This is a genomic window from Streptomyces sp. NPDC059861 (assembly GCF_042731435.1).
Lineage (GTDB): Bacteria > Actinomycetota > Actinomycetes > Streptomycetales > Streptomycetaceae > Streptomyces.
This window is the reverse complement of sequence record NZ_JBHWJQ010000033.1, coordinates 80716-98010: the sequence shown is the minus strand read 5'-3', so window position 1 is coordinate 98010 and position 17295 is coordinate 80716. Positions and strand designations below refer to the sequence as shown.

Annotated in this window: 14 protein-coding genes and 3 pseudogenes; 12 read left to right on the top strand and 5 right to left on the bottom strand. The window is 72.0% G+C overall.

Features of this window, described 5'->3' with window-relative positions:
- Positions 1–103: 103 nt before the first annotated feature.
- Positions 104–910: pseudogene (locus ACFV6X_RS26305) on the bottom strand (iron chelate uptake ABC transporter family permease subunit); the annotation flags it as partial.
- Between the two features lie 328 nt (positions 911–1238).
- Here ACFV6X_RS26305 and ACFV6X_RS26300 point away from each other — a divergent pair.
- From ACFV6X_RS26300 to ACFV6X_RS26260, 9 genes and pseudogenes are all read left to right on the top strand, one after another.
- Positions 1239–1826, top strand: coding sequence for a winged helix-turn-helix domain-containing protein (locus ACFV6X_RS26300; RefSeq protein WP_385387363.1), 588 nt, complete (start codon positions 1239–1241; stop codon positions 1824–1826).
- A 13-nt stretch (positions 1827–1839) separates the two neighbouring features.
- On the top strand, positions 1840–3105 hold the full coding sequence (locus ACFV6X_RS26295) for an acyl-CoA dehydrogenase family protein (protein WP_385387361.1): 1266 nt from the start codon (positions 1840–1842) through the stop codon (positions 3103–3105).
- Positions 3106–3202: 97 nt separating this feature from the next.
- Positions 3203–3431 (top strand): annotated as a pseudogene (locus ACFV6X_RS26290) (LLM class flavin-dependent oxidoreductase); the annotation flags it as partial.
- A complete protein-coding gene (locus ACFV6X_RS26285) occupies positions 3428–4327 on the top strand; it encodes a TauD/TfdA dioxygenase family protein (protein ID WP_385387359.1) in 900 nt (299 codons plus the stop codon). The pseudogene ACFV6X_RS26290 and the gene ACFV6X_RS26285, both read left to right, overlap by 4 nt.
- A gap of 142 nt (positions 4328–4469) precedes the next feature.
- Positions 4470–4589, top strand: coding sequence for a putative leader peptide (locus tag ACFV6X_RS26280; protein ID WP_385387357.1), 120 nt, complete (start codon positions 4470–4472; stop codon positions 4587–4589).
- 96 nt (positions 4590–4685) lie between these two features.
- Positions 4686–5792 carry an aliphatic sulfonate ABC transporter substrate-binding protein gene (locus ACFV6X_RS26275; protein ID WP_385387356.1) on the top strand — a complete coding sequence of 369 codons (1107 nt, stop codon included), beginning with the start codon at positions 4686–4688 and terminating at the stop codon, positions 5790–5792.
- Between the two features lie 40 nt (positions 5793–5832).
- Positions 5833–6630 carry an ABC transporter ATP-binding protein gene (locus tag ACFV6X_RS26270; protein WP_385387355.1) on the top strand — a complete coding sequence of 266 codons (798 nt, stop codon included), beginning with the start codon at positions 5833–5835 and terminating at the stop codon, positions 6628–6630.
- Positions 6617–7555 carry an ABC transporter permease gene (locus tag ACFV6X_RS26265; protein WP_385387353.1) on the top strand — a complete coding sequence of 313 codons (939 nt, stop codon included), beginning with the start codon at positions 6617–6619 and terminating at the stop codon, positions 7553–7555. The genes ACFV6X_RS26270 and ACFV6X_RS26265 overlap by 14 nt, the downstream gene beginning before the upstream one ends.
- Before the next feature lie 47 nt (positions 7556–7602).
- Positions 7603–8340: a hypothetical protein gene (locus tag ACFV6X_RS26260; RefSeq protein ID WP_385387351.1), complete on the top strand. Its 738-nt coding sequence runs from the start codon at positions 7603–7605 to the stop codon at positions 8338–8340.
- A 390-nt stretch (positions 8341–8730) separates the two neighbouring features.
- On the opposite strand, the gene ACFV6X_RS26255 is transcribed toward ACFV6X_RS26260, so the two are convergent.
- Both ACFV6X_RS26255 and ACFV6X_RS26250 read right to left on the bottom strand, forming a co-directional pair.
- The gene (locus tag ACFV6X_RS26255) at positions 8731–11115 is read right to left on the bottom strand and encodes a phosphoketolase (protein ID WP_385387349.1); all 2385 of its coding nucleotides are present in this window, start codon (positions 11113–11115) and stop codon (positions 8731–8733) included.
- Positions 11116–11234: 119 nt separating this feature from the next.
- On the bottom strand, positions 11235–12872 hold the full coding sequence (locus ACFV6X_RS26250; protein WP_385387347.1) for an alpha/beta hydrolase: 1638 nt from the start codon (positions 12870–12872) through the stop codon (positions 11235–11237).
- Here ACFV6X_RS26250 and ACFV6X_RS26245 point away from each other — a divergent pair.
- A complete protein-coding gene (locus tag ACFV6X_RS26245; RefSeq protein ID WP_385387346.1) occupies positions 12865–13596 on the top strand; it encodes an aldehyde dehydrogenase family protein in 732 nt (243 codons plus the stop codon). The genes ACFV6X_RS26250 and ACFV6X_RS26245 overlap by 8 nt on opposite strands.
- A gap of 42 nt (positions 13597–13638) precedes the next feature.
- Here the strand turns inward: ACFV6X_RS26245 and ACFV6X_RS26240 are convergent, their stop codons facing one another.
- Positions 13639–15276 carry a sigma-70 family RNA polymerase sigma factor gene (locus ACFV6X_RS26240; RefSeq protein ID WP_385387344.1) on the bottom strand — a complete coding sequence of 546 codons (1638 nt, stop codon included), beginning with the start codon at positions 15274–15276 and terminating at the stop codon, positions 13639–13641.
- A 339-nt stretch (positions 15277–15615) separates the two neighbouring features.
- Between ACFV6X_RS26240 and ACFV6X_RS26235 the strand changes: the two genes are divergently transcribed.
- Both ACFV6X_RS26235 and ACFV6X_RS26230 read left to right on the top strand, forming a co-directional pair.
- Positions 15616–16128 (top strand): hypothetical protein, encoded by a 513-nt coding sequence (locus ACFV6X_RS26235; protein WP_385387343.1) that lies wholly within the window; start codon positions 15616–15618, stop codon positions 16126–16128.
- A gap of 101 nt (positions 16129–16229) precedes the next feature.
- Positions 16230–16826, top strand: coding sequence for a hypothetical protein (locus ACFV6X_RS26230; protein WP_385387341.1), 597 nt, complete (start codon positions 16230–16232; stop codon positions 16824–16826).
- A 61-nt stretch (positions 16827–16887) separates the two neighbouring features.
- Here the strand turns inward: ACFV6X_RS26230 and ACFV6X_RS26225 are convergent.
- Positions 16888–17295, bottom strand: a pseudogene (locus ACFV6X_RS26225) (hypothetical protein); the annotation flags it as partial.

Below are 17295 nucleotides of genomic sequence, written 5' to 3'. Positions count from 1 at the left end.
GTGTGGGATTCAATATCCTAACCCCCCCCCGCCGCCCTGTGGTGGTTGCGCCCGCCCAGCCGTCCACCGCACCGAGGCCGGGCGAAGCCGGGCGCCCGGGCCGCTACCGGCGGCTGCGGACGAGCAGATGGAGGAAGTACGGCGTTCCGATCACCGCGGTCATCAGTCCGGCGCCGAGCTGGGCCGGTGCGATGACGGTTCGGCCGATCAGGTCCGCGGTGCAGACCAGGGTCGCGCCGAGGAGCATCGCGACGGGCCCCACCCGGACGTGCTGCCGGCCCACGAGGGCACGGGCCGCGTGCGGCGCGACGAGGCCCACGAAGCCGATCGTGCCCGCGGCGGCCACGGCGGTGGCGCTGAGCAGGACGCTCACGACGAGGAAGCCCAGGCGCCCCCGGTCCACGTCGAGCCCCAGGAGCCTCGGCGTGTCCTCGTCGAGCGACACGAGGTCGAGCTCCGTGCGCCGCAGCACCGCCACGGCCGCACCGACGGCGAGCACCGCCGCGAGCGGCGCCACGTCGGGCAGCGTCCGGCCGTAGTTGGAGCCCGACAGCCAGGTCAGCGCCTTGGTCGCGTTGAACGGGTCGGTGAGGATGATGAGCATGCTGATCAGGGCACTTGCCCCGGTCGCGACGCCGAACCCGACGAGGACCAGCCGGTTCTGCTGGAACCCGCCCCGTGCCGCGAGCCCGAAGACCAGGACCGAGCTGACCGCGGCGCCCGCGAACGCCCCGCCGGCCACGCTCCACGACCCGGCCAGGGGCACGGTCGTCACGAGGAGCACGGCACCGAGGGCGGCGCCGCCGGAGACTCCGAGGACACCGGGCTCGGCCAGGGAGTTGCGGGTCACGGACTGCACGAGGGTCCCCGCCAGGGCCAGTGCCGCGCCCGCGAGGAGCGCCGCGGTGACCTAAGGTCGGAGAGAAGCGGGGCGCCTGCACCGCCCCGAGGGCCACCGGACATCCCCTTCTCTACTTTCCCTATCGAATTACTAGGAAAGCCTTGACGGGCGCGGTGGGGCCGCGCAGGATGACGTACATGTCCCGTACGCAGCAACGACTCGTTCGTCGTCGGCATGTCGACTTTGGTCACGTCGTCAGCGCCGCCTGCTGTCGCGCGTAAGGCACTCGGCTCCCCCTTCGCCCGTGCCCTCCGCCCCTTTCTTCCAGCCGGTCAGGCGGCCAGGGATCTCGCCCGCCGCACCTGACGGCGCCACACACTTCCAAGGGACGACCGCCATGACCACGGCACTTCCGGCACAGCCCACCCCGCGCGATCCGGCACTGCCCGACACGCGACGACTGCGTCTGGTGGGCGACCCCACCGCGCGCGGCGGCGCACAGGAACACGGCGCCGCGAAACCCGACTCCGCGCCGCTCGTCGGCTATCTGGTGCTCGTCCCCGAGGGCACCGACCTCGCCGAGCTCTTCGTCAAGGACAGGCCCCGGCCCGAGATCCGGCCGGTCCTCGCCACGGAGCCGGCACCTGCCCCGCGCACCGGGGACGACGTCGTCCGCATCGATCCGGCGCGCCATCTCGCCGAGGTGGACGGGCGCGAACTCGACCTGACCTACCTGGAGTTCGCGCTGCTGGCGCATCTCGTCCGCCATCCCCACCAGGTGCATGCGCGCGACCGGCTGGTGGCCGCCGTCTGGGGCTACGACCACATCGGCGACGGCCGCACCGTGGACGTCCACATCGCTCGGCTGCGCCGCAAGCTGGGCGAGGCGCACCGGCACCGGATCGTCACCGTACGGCGCGTGGGCTACAAGTACGTGCCCGGCCGGCAGGACGGCCCCCACTCCGCGTCCCGCGACCGATTCTGAGGAGACGACCGCCATGGGCGTTGCCACCGCGCCGCCGGGACCCGCCCCGGAATCCGGGGAACGCGAGGAGACCGAGGCGTCCTCGGAATCCGACCGGACCGGGCCCGGGCGTGCGCACTGGCTGCGCGTGGCCCGCGAGGCGGCGGACGACCTGGCCACCGACGCGGTGGCCAGGGAGCAGGCGGGCAAGGCCCCGTTCGACGAGGTGTCCCGGCTGCGCGAGGCGGGGCTGCTGACGCTCCTGGTGCCGGCCGAGTCCGGCGGAGGCGGCGCGGACTGGCCCACGGCCTACGCCGTCGTCCGTGAGATCGCCGCGGCGGACGGGGCGATCGCCCAACTGCTCGGCTGTCACTACTTCCTGTCGTGGAGCGCGCGGTTCTTCGCCGAGCCGGCTCTCGCCGCACGGGTCGAGCGACGGTCCGCGGCGGGGCAGTGGTGCTGGGGCGGGGGTCTCGCCCGCCGGGAACCCCCACCCACGCTGGCCAGGACGGCCCACGGCCTGGTGCTCGACGGCCGGCAGAGCTACGCCACCGGGATCCTCGTCGCCGACCGGTTCGCCGTGCGGGCCGTGCGGGCCGGCACCGGCGAACCACTCGCCGTCGTCGTGGATCCCGGTCGTCGCGGCGTGCGGATCGAGGGCGACGCCGACACCTTCGGCCAGCGGCTCGCGGGCGGCGGCAGCGTGGAGTTCGACGCCGTGCCGGTCGCCGCCGACGACGTACTCGGCTCCCTGTCGGCGGACGAGGACGTCCTGTCGCCCGCGGCCGCTCTGGCGTCCCCGGTCGGGCGTCTCGTCTCCGTCCAGTTGCTGCTCGGGGTGGCCGAGGGAGTGCTCGCGGAAGCACGTGAGTACAGCAGGACGGGCCACTCCCCCTGGCAGCACGCCTGGCCGGCCGGCACCCCCCACGACCCACAGGTACTGACCACCTACGGCGAACTCACCGTCCTCACCCGCTCCGCGTCCGCCCTCACCGATCAGGCCCTGGCCGCCGTGTACGGCGGGCTGGCCCGCGGCGCGGAGCTCGCCTACGACGAGTACGCGGAGATCTCCGTCCTGGCGGCGATGGCCGAGGCGGCTGCCGCCAGGGCCGCGCAGGAATCCACCACTCGCGCCCTCGACGTCATCGGCGCCCGGTCCGCCTCGGCGCGGCTGGGCTTCGACCGCTTCTGGCGCAATGCCCGTACCCACACCCTGTACGAGCCCGGCGCCCACCGGCTCCGTGAAGTCGGAAACTACTTCCTCGACGGCGGACACCCCGCTTTCACCCTGCCGGCCTGACCCCCGGGCCGGCATCCGCCGGTAATTGTGAACACCGTACTTCCGCCGCGTGTCGGACTGTTGAGAATGCGCGACGCATTCGCGGGCGCTGGAGGAGTGGTTCACCCAGGGGGCCGCCGACGGCTTCAACATCATGCCGCCCCATCTGCCGGGCGGCCCCGGAGGACTTCGTCGACCACGTCGTGCCGCTCCTGCAACGGCGGGGCCTGTTCCGCACCGAGTACACCGCCCGCACCCTGCGCGGCCACTACGGCCTGGCCCGCCCGGCCAACCGGCTCGCCACCGCCCTCACATCCGAAGAAAACCGAAAGGACGTCCTCACATGACCACCAGCACCGGCTTCGACATCCGCAGAATCGGTGGCCGTATCGGCGCCGAGATCCTCGGGGTGGACCTCTCCACCGGCCTGAACCCCGCCGTCGTCACCGAGATCAACTCCGCGCTCCTGGAACACAAGGCGCTGGTCTTCCGTGACCAGCAGCTGGACGACGCGGGCCAGCTCCGCTTCGCCGCCCTCTTCGGCGAACTCACCACCGCGCACCCCACCGTCCCCTCCGTCGACGGCCGGCCCCACATCCTGCCCGTCGACGGTGACGAGGGCATCCGCGCCAACCAGTGGCACACGGACGTCACCTTCGTCCGCACCCCGCCGAAGGCGTCCACCCTGCGCGCGATCGTGATCCCGCCCTACGGCGGCAACACCCTCGTCGCCAACTCGGCGGCTGCGTACCGGGACCTGCCGGAGCCGCTGCGCGAGCTGGCCGACGGGCTGTGGGCGGTGCATACCAACGACTACGACTACGCCGCCCCGAAGAGCGAGAAGGCGGCCGAGTACCGCAAGCGGTTCGTCTCGCGGAGGTACCGCACCGCCCATCCGGTCGTCCGGGTCCACCCCGAGACCGGGGAGCGCGGGCTGTTCATCGGCGGCTTCGCGCAGAGCATCGTCGGCCTCGGCTCCTCCGACTCCCGTGACCTGCTGCGCATCTTCCAGTCGTACGTCACCCGCCCGGAGAACATCGTGCGGGTGGCCTGGAACCCGGGGGACCTCGTCCTGTTCGACAACCGCATCACCCAGCACTACGCCCCGGACGACTACGGCGACCTGCCGCGCCTGCTGCACCGGGTGACCGTCGCGGGCGATGTTCCCGTCGGCGTCGACGGCACCCTCAGCCGTGTGGTGGAGGGCGACGACGCCTCCCACTACACCCCGGCGGTGGCCTGAGCCCGGCAGGCCCGACCGCCGACGGCATCCCGGTCAATGAGATGACCACGTCCAGCATCCGAACACCCTCTTGGGGAGAGCGCGACCTTCTGTCACGATCCCTAGCAGTCAGGTAGGAAAACTAGGGAACCCGGGGGTGGTCATGCGCGCGTTCGACCGACTCGACCGACCCGGCCGGGCCGACCTGCCGCTCTCCCTGCTGACCTCGCGCCGCCACATCGACCTCGGCCGCACGTCCAGCGCCATCTGTCGGCCCGTCTGAAGCCGTCCGTATCCACGTCTTCGGGCGGGCCGCACCATGCGCCGCGCCTTCCCCTCGCATTCCCTCGATCACCCCTTTTCCTGAGAGGACACCTCCGTGTCTGCCGCAAGACCGCTCACCGCCCTGCGCACCCTCGCCGTCACAGCGGCCCTTCCGCTCCTGCTGACCGCCTGCGGTTACGGTGCCGAGTCCACCGACGACGGCAAGCAGGCGGAGGTCGCGGCGGGCGCCGAGAAGCTGTCCGCCGACGAAGTGAAGATCGGTTACTTCCCCAACCTCACGCACGCCACCGCCCTGGTGGGTGTCCAGGAGGGCCTGCTGCAGAAGGAGCTCGGCGGCACCAAGATCAAGGCGTCGACCTTCAACGCCGGCCCCTCCGAGATCGAGGCGCTGAACTCCGGCTCCATCGACATCGGCTGGATCGGCCCCTCGCCCTCGATCAACGGCTACACCAAGTCGGGCGGCAAGAACCTGCGCATCATCAGCGGTTCCGCTTCCGGCGGGGTGAAGCTCGTCGTCAACCCGGACAAGATCAAGTCCGTGGACGACCTCAAGGGCAAGAAGATCGCCACGCCGCAGCTCGGCAACACCCAGGACGTCGCGTTCCTCAACTGGATCGCCGAGCAGGGCTGGAAGGTCGACGCGCAGAGCGGCAGCGGCGACGTCTCCGTGGTCCGCACGGACAACAAGATCACCCCGGACGCCTACAAGTCCGGCTCCGTGGACGGCGCCTGGGTGCCGGAGCCGACCGCGTCCAAGCTGGTCTCCGAGGGCGCCGAGGTACTGCTCGACGAGTCCGACCTGTGGCCCGGCAAGAAGTTCGTGATCACGAACATCATCGTGTCGCAGACCTTCCTGAAGGAGCACCCGGACGTCGTCGAGGCCGTGCTGCGCGGTTCGGTGATGACCAACGAGTGGATCAACGCCAACCCGCAGGACGCGAAGGCCTCCGCCAATGCCGCGCTGAAGGCGCTGTCGGGCAAGGAACTGCCCGCCGAGGTCATCGACCCGGCGTGGAAGTCCATCACCTTCCTGGACGACCCGCTGGCCGCCACCCTCGACGCCCAGGCGGAACACGCCGTCAAGGCCGGCCTGCTGGAGGAGCCCCAGCTGAAGGGCATCTACGACCTCGCGCCGCTCAACGAGGTCCTCAAGGCCGAGGGCAAGGATCAGGTCGACGACGCCGGTCTCGGCGCCGAGTGACGACCGGCCGGACCCGACGAGTTCCCAGGAGGTGACGACCATGGCCACCACGATCGCCCAGGCCGCCGAGGACGCCCCGCGGGCGACGTACGCCGCGCGCGTGGAGCACGTCTCGAAGTTTTTTCCCGCGCCGGGCACCCCCGGCGGTCGGCAGCTCGTGCTCGACGACATCACCCTCGATGTCGCACCGGGCGAGTTCGTCACCCTCCTGGGGGCTTCCGGCTGCGGCAAGTCCACGCTGCTCAACCTGGTCGCGGGGCTGGACCAGCCGTCCTCCGGCTCGATCGGCACGGACGGCCGGCCCGCCCTGATGTTCCAGGAGCACGCGCTGTTCCCGTGGCTGACGGCCGGACGGAACATCGAACTCGCGCTGAAGCTGCGCGGCGTCGCGGGTCCGCAGCGCCGCGCCGAGGCGGAGCGGCTGCTGGAGGCCGTACGGCTGCGGGGTGCGTACCGCAAGCGGGTGCACGAACTGTCGGGCGGTATGCGCCAGCGCGTCGCACTGGCCCGTGCGCTGGCCCAGGACAGCCGGCTGCTGCTGATGGACGAGCCGTTCGCCGCGCTGGACGCGATCACCCGGGACGTGCTGCACGACGAGCTGACCCGCGTCTGGCACGAGACGGGAGTCTCGGTGCTGTTCGTGACGCACAACGTGCGCGAGGCGGTGCGACTGGCCCAGCGCGTCGTGCTGCTGTCGTCCCGCCCGGGACGGATCGCGCGGGAGTGGACGGTCGGCATTCCGCAGCCGCGCCGCATCGAGGACGGCGCGGTCGCCGAACTGTCCGCCGAGATCACCGAGGAACTGCGTGAGGAGATCCGCCGCCATGGCCGTCCCTGATCACGGGGTTCGCACCGAGGCCGACGTGCGCAAGGACGGCCCCCGGACCGCCGGGACGCCGCGTGACCCGCACGACCTGGCGGGACTGGAGGCCGGGCTCGACGCACTGGACTCGGTGCAGGCCGGCCGTACACCGCTGCGGGACACCCTGACGCGCAAGGTGCTGCCCCCGGTCACCGCCGTCGCGCTGGTGCTGGTGGTCTGGCAGTTGCTGGTGTGGGCCGAGGTCGCCCCCGACTACAAGCTGGCGTCGCCGTCCGACGTGTGGGGCGAGGTGCGCGACGCCTGGCTCCAGGGCACGCTGCTCGACTACGTCTGGACCAGCGTCTCGCGCGGTCTGCTCGGCTTCCTGATGGCGCTCGCCATCGGCACCCCGCTCGGCCTGCTGATCGCCCGCGTCGGCTTCGTCCGGGCGGCCGTCGGCCCCATCCTGTCCGGCCTGCAGTCGCTGCCGTCGGTGGCCTGGGTGCCGCCCGCCGTGATCTGGCTGGGCCTGAACGACTCCATGATGTACGCCGTGATCCTGCTCGGCGCGGTCCCCTCCATCGCGGGCGGCCTCGTCGCGGGCATCGACCAGATCCCGCCGCTGTTCCTGCGCGCCGGGCGGACACTGGGCGCGACCGGGCTGCGCGAGGCCCGGCACATCGTGATGCCGGCGGCGCTGCCCGGCTATCTCGCCGGTCTGAAGCAGGGCTGGGCGTTCGCCTGGCGGTCCCTGATGGCCGCCGAGATCATCGCCTCCTCGCCCGATCTGGGCGTGGGGCTAGGCCAGTTGCTGGAGAACGGACGCAACAACAGCAGCATGCCGCAGGTGTTCCTGGCCATCCTCCTGATCCTGCTCGTCGGTGTCGCCATCGACCTGCTGGTCTTCAGCCCGCTGGAGCGCCGGGTGCTGCGCGACCGCGGCCTGCTGGCCGCCCGCTGAACGGGCCCTGTCGCCTGCCGTGATCCCGGTCGGCGAGACTGGGCGGTGTGAACGACCACCGCCCGGCCGACCGGGACCTCGCCCCTGAGCGGTACGGACGCCTGCGGGTGCGGACCGCCGACCTCACCCCGGCCGACTGGCTCACCGGCCGCGTGGCCGGATTCGGCGAGCCCGGCGGCCTCGGCACGGTGACCGGCGTCGTGGGTCCCGGATTCCCCGCCTACGTCCGGGTGCTGCACCCGGCCGGCCTGGACGAGCGGCCGGTGCGCTGGGCGACGGTGGCCGCCGCCTACGGGCGTACGGTGACACCGACCGCCCGCTGGCACGAACTGGTCGGGCTGGACGACATGTACCAGAACGCCGCCGGGCACGGCCTGCCCGGCGTCTGGGACGAGCATCCGGCGGAGGGCCCCACGCCGCCGCCCGTCGCCGAGGCCCTGATCCCGGTCCTGGAACGGCACACCCGAACCCCGGAGCACTGCTGGTTCGGGCTCTGGAACGGGTACGGACGCTGGGACTTCGACCGGTTCCCCGTCTTCGAGACCCCCGGCCGGGACGAGGTGCTCCTCGCCGGCGCACTCACCGACGCCGTCTCCCCCACCGCCCTGGACGAGTTCGCGGAGCTGCCCGACCTGTGGTGGCCGCAGGACCGCGCCTGGTGCGTCGGCGGTGACGTGGACCTGGTCAGCACCTACGTCGGCGGCTCCCCGCAGCTGGTCGCCGACCTGCTGGCAGCCGCTGACGTGGAGACTCACGCTGTCGCACCGGGCGACCCGATCGGCTGACGAGGAGCCTGACGCCTCCTCCCCGGCCTGCCGGTTCGGGTCCGCGGTACGGAACGGCCGTCGCCGAGGCAGTGGTTGGGGTTGGGCCCGTCGACCAAGGGGAATGGTCCGGCGTAACCGGTGATCGGGTCGCTCGCGAAGGGCCGGCCGCCGGCCGAGGACAAGGTTCACGGCTACGCGGAGCGCAGAACGGCGACCCGCAGAACCCCCGAGGAGGCGACGGTCATGAAGCGGATCCAGGAGGAGAGGCGCCCACGGCCTCCGCGCCGCCCGACGGGTCTCGACCTGAGGACGCCTTCCGGGCGCCCGCTGCCCTACTGAGGGCCCGGCCTGGGGCCGAACGGCCCCGGCCCGCCCATGCCGTGGACCCTTCGGCGGATCGAAGGCCCGTCAGCCGTCCCAGGACCAGTCCGCCACCTCGGGCAGATCGGTGCCGTGGACGCGGATCCAGTCGTGGTGCCGCAGACGGGCGTCCTCCATGCGCTGGCGTACGGCGGCGGCGCGCACCGCGAGGCCGGGAACGCGGTCGACGACGTCCATCACCAGGCGGTACCGGTCGAGGTCGTTGCGGACGACCATGTCGAACGGCGTGGTCGTGGTGCCGATCTCCTTGTAGCCCCGCACGTGCAGGTTCGCGTGACCGGTGCGCCGGTAGGCCAGGCGGTGGATCAGCCACGGGTAGCCGTGGTACGCGAAGATGACCGGCTTGTCCTCGGTGAACAGGCCGTCGTACTCGAAGTCGCTCATACCGTGCGGGTGTTCCTGGCTGGGCAGCAGACGCGCGATGTCGACGACGTTCACGACGCGGACGGCGAGCCGGGGCAGATGGCGGCGCAGGAGCTGGGCGGCGGCCAGCGCCTCCTGGGTGGGGACGTCACCCGCGCAGGCCAGCACCACGTCGGGCTCCCGGGTGTCGTCCTCCGTGCCGGCCCAGTCCCAGATGCCCGCGCCGCGGGCGCAGTGCACCCGGGCCTGGTCCATGGAGAGCCAGTCGTAGCAGGGCTGCTTGCCCGCGACGATCACGTTCACGTAGTCACGGCTGCGCAGCGCGTGGTCCGCCACGGAGAGCAGGGTGTTGGCGTCCGGCGGCAGGTAGACCCGTACGGCTTCGGGGCTCTTGTTGAGGATGTGGTCGACGAAGCCGGGGTCCTGGTGGGAGAAGCCGTTGTGGTCCTGCCGCCACACATGTGAGGTGAGGAGGTAGTTGAGGGAGGCGATGGGGGCGCGCCAGGGCAGGTGCCGGGTCACGCGCAGCCATTTGATGTGCTGGTTGACCATCGAGTCGACGATGTGCGCGAAGGCCTCGTAGGAGGAGAACAGCCCGTGACGGCCGGTGAGGAGGTAGCCCTCCAGCCAGCCCTGGCAGGTGTGTTCGGACAGGATCTCCATCACCCGGCCGTGCCGGTCGAGGTGTTCGTCCACGTCCAGGGTCTGCGCCTGCCAGGCCTTCCCGCTCGCGGCGTAGACGGCGTCCAGGCGGTTCGAGGCGGTCTCGTCGGGTCCCACGAGGCGGAAGTCGCGCCGGGCCGCGCTCTCCCGCATCACGTGTTCGAGGAACTGGCCCAGTACACGGGTGGGTTCGTGCACGGTCGCGCCGGGCTTGTCGACCGGGACGGCGTACCGCTCCAGTGGCGGCAGGGGCAGTTCGCGCAGCAGCAGGCCCCCGTTGGCGTGCGGGGTGGCGCCGAGCCTGCGCGAGCCCGCCGGGACGCAGTCGAGGACCTGGGGCCGGGGACCGCCCTGCTCGTCGAACAGTTCCTGCGGGCGGTACGAGCGCAGCCACGCCTCCAGCGCCCGCAGGTGCTCGGGGTTGCCGCGCACGCCGGCCAGCGGCACCTGGTGGGAGCGCCAGGTGCCCTCCACCGGCAGGCCGTCGACCTCCGCCGGTCCTGTCCACCCCTTCGGTGTGCGCAGCACGATCACGGGCCAGCGGGGGCGTTCGCCGGCTCCGTCGTCGCGGGCGGCGCGCTGGAGGGCGGCGATGCGGTCGAGCGCGGCGTCCATGGCTCCCGCCATGGCCCGGTGCACGGCGGCCGGGTCGTCGCCGGTGACGTGGAGGGGGTCGTGGCCGTAGCCCCGCAGCAGCTCGTCGAGTTCGGTCTCCGGCAGTCGGGCCAGCACCGTCGGGTTGGCGATCTTGTAGCCGTTGAGATGGAGGATCGGCAGCACGGCACCGTCGTGGACGGGGTCGAGGAACTTGTTGGAGTGCCAGGACGCCGCGAGCGGCCCGGTCTCCGCCTCGCCGTCGCCGATGACACAGGCCACCAGGAGGCCGGGGTTGTCCAGGGCGGCACCGTAGGCGTGCGACAGGGAGTAGCCCAGCTCGCCGCCCTCGTGGATGGAGCCCGGGGTCTCGGGGGCGACATGGCTGGGCACGCCGCCCGGGAACGAGAACTGCCGGAACAGGCGCGCCATCCCCGCCCCGTCCCGGGTGATGTCCGGGTACGTCTCCGTGTACGAGCCCTCGAGCCAGCTGTTGGCGAGGACGGCGGGCCCGCCGTGCCCGGGTCCCCAGACGCACAGGGCGTCGAGCCCGCGCGCCTTGATCACCCGGTTGAGATGGGTGTGCACGAGGTTCAGGCCCGGCGAGGTGCCCCAGTGGCCGAGGAGACGGGGTTTGATGTGCTCCGGGCGCAGCGGCTCGGTGAGCAGGGGATTGGCCATGAGGTAGATCTGGCCGACGGACAGGTAGTTCGCGGCGCGCCAGTGGGCGTCCAGTGCCTGGAGCTCCTCATCGGTGAGGTCGGCGGGCATCGGTCGCGTGTCGAGGGACATGGGCGTTCCTTCCCGTTCGGGCGGAGACGGACGGTTCAGGCGAGTGCTCTCCGCGCACTCCGCCCGGCGACGGGTACCCAGACAGGGCCGACCGGGCCGTCCCTGGACGGGCCGCGGGGTCAGGGACGGATCGTGAGGATGTCGGCCGTGCCGCCCTCCCCGGCGGAGACGGCGCCCTGCGGCTCGTCCGCGGAGAAGGGCGGCTTGTCCTGCCGGCACTTCGTCCCCGCCGGCGGCAGCGTGCCGTCGACGAGGTAGCGGCTCTCGTGTGCCTGCACGCATGTGCTGGGGTTGACGAGGGCCGTGTGCCCGTATCCCTCGTGGGTGAGCAGGCGGGCGTCGGCCAGTTCCCTGGCCATGGCCTGTGAGCCCGAGTAGGGGGTCGCGGGGTCGTTCGTGGTGCCGACGACCAGGACGGGGTGGGCCGTCCGCTTGTTCCAGGGGCCGCGGTAGGTGTCCTGCGCGACGCCCGGCCAGGTGGCACAGGCCACGGTGGCCCAGGTCCAGTAGCGTCCGGCGTCTCCCGCACGGGCGGCGCTGGCCTCCTCCATGGCCCGGTAGGCGCCGGGGTCACGCGGGTTGGGGCTGTCGCCGCACACGACCGCGACGGCCTGTTCCTCGCCGAGGTACGGGCTCGGGTGCGGGACGGCGGGTGCGGGCGGGAGCGGGGACGGCTGCGGGGCACGGCCCTGCCAGAGATCCTGCAGCCTGCCGGCGAGGTCCGTCCATCCGGGGAGGACGGAGTAGAGGCCGCTCACCGCGTCACCGACCGTCGGGCCGTAGCCCCACTCGCCCACGGGTTCCGTCCGCAGCCGCCGCAGCAACGCGTCGAACTTCTCCCGTGTCTCCTGCGGGCTGCCGGCGGAGAAGGGGCAGCGGGCGGTGGTGGCCGCCCCGCACAGCTTGAGGAACTCGTCCAGGACCCCCGCCGCCCCGCGGTCCGATCCCAGACGCAGCATGGTGGTGAGCCGGGCGGCGGCCTCGGAGGCGTCGTTCGTCCAGGCCCGTGGGTCCCAGTTGCTGTCCAGGACCATGGCGCGGACCGTGTCGGGGAAGAGGTTGGCGTAGGTGGCGCCCAGGTACGTGCCGTAGGAGATGCCGAGGTAGGTGAGCTGCGGGTCGCCCACTGCCTGGCGGAGCTGTTCGAGGTCGCGGGCGGTGTCGGTGGTCGACACATGGCGCAGCAGCTCCGGGTCACGTTGCTGACAGCGCCTGCCGAGGTCCTGGTACGCGGTGATCCAGGCCGCGCGCTCCTTCTCGCCCACCGGGACACCGGTCGTCTTGGCCGCCGTCCACTCCTCGGCCTGCGCGGTGCTCGTGAAGCAGTTGACCGCGGTGCTGCTGCCGATCCCCCGTGGGTCCCAGCTGACGATGTCGAACCGCTCCCGCACCTCGCGCGGGAAGAACTCGTAGTTCTGGGGCATCTGCACGGTTCCGGGCCCGCCGGGGCCGCCCGGGTTGAAGAACAGGGTGCCGATACGCCGTCCCGGTCCGGTCGCCTTCCGCTTGACGACCGCCAGCTCGATGGAGCGTCCGCCGGGGGCGCGGTAGTCCAGCGGCACCTTCGCGGTCGCGCAGTCGAACGGGCTGCCCTTCACGCAGGGGCTCCAGTCCAGCTTCAGGGCGGACGCCGAGGGTGTCGGCGGGCCGCCGGCTGTCGCGAGGCCCGGAGCGGCCAGTGCCGTCGCACAGGTGACGACTGCGGCGACGGCCGCGGCACAGACCCGGCGGCGGCCCTTCGGTGCGGATATGTGCATGCGTTGTCCATTCACGGCTGGGCGCCCGACGCCGCCCATGCGCTGGGCGCCGGCACGCGTGCACGTCAACACCACCGTGGTCCGGCGGTGCGCGCGAGCCGGCCGCAGCCGAATGGCGGAGCCGCCGCCCCGCCCATGTCACATGGGCCAGTGCCGGGGAGTCACTCCGTCGGCACGGTGCCGGGCAGGCCGCGCTGCTGCGCATCGCCGACGCCCTGGAGCGGGAGTCCGGGCCGCTGGAGGACGCCGAGGTGACCGACACGGGCAAGCCGCGCGCGCTGTTCCCGGCGGGCGAACTGCCCGCGGTCGTCGACGTGCTGCGGTACTTCGCCGGGGCCGCCCGGAACCTGGTGGTGCGCCTCCGGATCGCCCCGGCTACTTCCACCAGGCCACGGTGGTGGCCGGGGCGCGGCAGGACGACGAGATCGTACGGAGCGAGGTGTTCGGCCCCATCGTCACCGTCCAGCCCTTCGCCGACGAGGCCGAGGCCTTCCACCTGGCCGACGGAGTCCCCCAGGGGCTCGCCGCGAGTGTGTGGACCCGCGACCACGACCGGGCCATGCGGGCGACCCGCGCGCTGCGCACCGGCATCGTGTGGGTCGACACCCACGGCACGACGGTGTCGGAGACGCCGCACGGCGGCGTACGCCACTCCGGCTACGGCAGCGACCTCTCCCTCACCGGTCTGCTCGACCACACGCAGGTCAAGCACGTCATGCTGTGACCGGGGCCGCGCGGTGCCGTCGCCCGCCGCCGTGGTGCTCGTTCACTGCTTGGCGCCGAAGTTCTGTGTCCACCACGGTCCGCCCGAGCCGTTGTGGATGCCCACGCCGATGTCCTTGAACGAGCAGTTGAGGATGTTGGCGCGGTGGCCGGGACTGTTCATCCAGGAGTCCATCACGGCCTCCGGGGTCTGCTGGCCCCGGGCGATGTTCTCGCCGTACGTGGACCAGTTGTAGCCCGCGGCGGTGGTGCGCTGCCCGGGGTCGGCGCCGTCCGGGTTGGTGTGGTCGAAGAAGTCGCGGGCGGCCATGTCCTGCGAGTGCCCCTGGGCCGCCTCGTTCAGCTGCCCGTCCTCCGAGAGCGGACCGCAACCGGCCGCCGACCTCTCCTTGTTCACCAGCGCGACCACCTGCGCGACGGCGCCCGTCGGGGCCGGCTGCGTCTGCGGTGCGCTGGACGCGCTGAGAGTCGGCGTGGCGGACGGCCGGGGCGCCGGCACCGTCTTCTTGGTGGGGCGCGGGGTCGTGGAGGGACTCGCCTTCCTCGACGGTGAGGCGGACGGCGACGCGGACCTGGAGGCCGACGGGGAGGCCTCGGCGGTGCTGGGCGTCGCGAGGTCCACGGCGGGGGCGCCGGTGGTCCGCGCGGCGGACGCCTCCTCGGTCGCGGTCTCGGGGTCCGAGTCGAAGTACCACAGCCCGCCACCCGTGACACAGGCCGCGACGACGGCGACTCCGGCTGCCCGGCGCCGGACACGCCTGCGCCGACGGGCCTCGCTGCGGGAGACCGCCCTGCCCTGCGGGGCCCGGCGCCCGGCACCGGGGCCCGGGCCGCCCCGGCCTCCGGACGGGCCCAGCGGGATCGCCGAGCCCACCGCGGCCATCCCGCCGGAGGCGGAGATCACCCGGTCCAGCAGCGCGGGCGCCGCGGCGACCAGCGCGAGGCCGGCCAGCAGCCCCTCGGCGGGCATCAGCCCGCTCCACAGTCCGGAGCAGCGCGCGCAGCCACGGGCGTGCCGGGCTGTTCGCTTGCGCCACAGCGCGGAGGGCCGGCCGTCCCAGGAGGCCAACAGGCCGCTCAGCTCCTCGCATCGCGGGCGCGCGTCGAGCGCCCGCACGACCACCCGGGCTGCCTCCAGCTGCGCCTTCATGCGCTGCACCCGGACCGCCGTGTGCTGGGGCGACAGTTCCAGGGCCGCGGCGACCTCGGACCGCGTCAGCTCACCGGCGCACTCCAGCCACCACAGCGACAACAGCCCCCGGTCGTCGGGCTCCAGCCAACGGGTCGCGCGGGCGGTCTCCTGGCGTTGCCCGGACAACTGGAGCTGGACCATGGTCAGGTCGACGAAGTCGGCACCCGGATCGGCGAGGTCCTGCGCCTCCTCGACGGCACCCGGGGCGGACTGACGGTCGTGCCAGTGCGCCCGGACCTGATTCATCGCGATGGCCACGAGCCAGGAGCGGAAGTTCTCGGGAGCGCGCAGGGAGTCCAGCGAATCGAGGGCGCGGAGCATGGTCTCCTGCACGACGTCGTCGACATCGACCGAGCCGTTCAGCGCCCGGCCCACGACGTTGTAGACCAGCGGCAGGAACGCGCTGACCAGAGCGTCCTGAGCCTTGGGATCGCCACCCGCGGCGGCGGTCACGAGTGCCGCCGACTCCCTCGTGCGCTCTGTACTCATCAAATGTCTTCCTGTCCTCGACGCCGAACGGTCCTGTCCGATACATGGGAGATCGATCGGGGGCCCCGGGATAACAGTTCTTCAGACGCATGTTCCACGAGAGCCTTCACGGGGCCGGCCCGGCGGCGCAATGGGGACCGTCACAGTCACGGGCTGCGCGGCTTTTACCCGCTCGTACGGGTGGGGTCAAGTCCCGACTTGTCGCGCCATGACCTGGGGATTTCTCTCGGGCCTACTGGAAGTGCGGGCCTCACCGGAAGACGAACGAGGAATACCGCATCGAATCCCCGATCAGCGGGGCATTTCGAACATCTCATTCCGCTAAAGAGGAGAAAAGCCATGAACCGCATCAGCACTGCCGATAATTCTCACCGCCCCGAGCGTCGTCGCGCCAAGATCGCGGCTCTTGTCAGCTCCGCCGTCGTGGTCGTGGGCGGGATCATCCTTCCCGCCACCACCGCCTCCGCGGCCCCGACACCGGATTCCCAGGTCGTGAGCCTGGTCGACCACAAGGACAAGAAGGACGGCAAGCACAAGGACAACCACAAGAACAAGAAGAAGGGCAACGGCAACGCCAACGGCGGCAAGGGCGGCGACGCCAAGTCCAAGGGCAACGGCGACGCCAATGGCGGTAAGGGCGGCGACGCCAAGTCCAAGGGCAACGGCGACGCCAACGGGGGTAACGGCGGTAACGCCGAGGCCGAAGGCAATGGGGACGCCAACGGCGGCAACGGCGGAAACGCCGAGGCCACCGGCAACGGCGACGCCAACGGCGGCAACGGCGGAAACGCCGAGGCCACCGGCAACGGCGACGCCAACGGCGGCAACGGCGGCGACGCCACCGCCAACTGACCCGCGGACCGTTGACCACGGTCGGTCACCGAAGGGATCGGGTGGTGCGGCAGCAGGCCGCACCACCCGGCCTCCCCCCACCACACAGAAATCGAATCCTCATGATCTCCAATGTCCGTAAGAGCACCATGGCCGTCGCCGTCGCCTCCGTACTGCTCCCCCTCGGCGGTGTACTGATCCCGGCGAGCGCCGCCTTCGCCGCATCCGCGCCGCACAGCGTGGCCGCCTCGGCGCCGACCGGTGACCACGGGAGCAAGGGAGACCGGAACAGCGATCATCACGAGAAGGACAGGAAGAAGCACGACCGGGACAAGAAGAAGGACCGCCACAAAAACGATCACCACAACGACGACGACTACTGCCGCCCCGGCAACGCCACCGGAGGCAACGGGGGCAACGGCACGGGCGGCGACGCCACGGTCTGCACGGCGCCCGGCGGCACAGGTACCGGCGGCTCGGGCGGACGCGGCAACGGCCGATGCGGCGGCAAGGGGACGGACGGCCGCGGTGGCACCGGCACCAACGGCAACGACGGCCCACCGTGCCCGGACAAGAAGCCGCCGCACGAGCCCGGCAAGGACGAGGGCAGCACCCCCTCGGTCCCCGAGGCACCGGCCCCGCAGGAGCCGCCCGCTCCGCCGGCACCTCAGGAGCCGCCGGCTCCGCCCCCTCCGAACGACGACGTGATCGTCAAGTGAACGGATGCAGGAAGCCGAACGCCTCGCCCGCAGTCTTGTCGCGGGCGAGGCATTCGGCGGATCAACCCTGGTTGCCGGAGTCGGGGTTGGGGTTGGGGTTGGGCGCAGGCTGCTGGTCCTGGTCCGGCTGCTGCTCCTGCTCGGGCTGCTGCTCCTGCTCGGGCTGCTGGTCTTCCTGGGGCTTCTGCTCCGGCTTCTGCTCCTCTTCCGGCTTCTGCTCGGGCCGTTGTTCCTCTTCCGGCTTCTGCTCGGGCTTCTGCTCCTCTTCCGGCTTCTGTTCCTCTTCCGGCTTCTGCTCGGGCTTCTGCTCCTCTTGGGGCTTCTGCTCGGGCCGCTGTTCCTCTTCCGGCTTCTGCTCCGGCTTCTGCTCCTCTTCCGGCTTCTGCTCGGGCTTCTGCTCCTCTTGGGGCTTCTGCTCAGGCTTGTCCTGGTCCGGCTTCTGCTCAGGCTTGTCCTGGTCCGGCTTCTG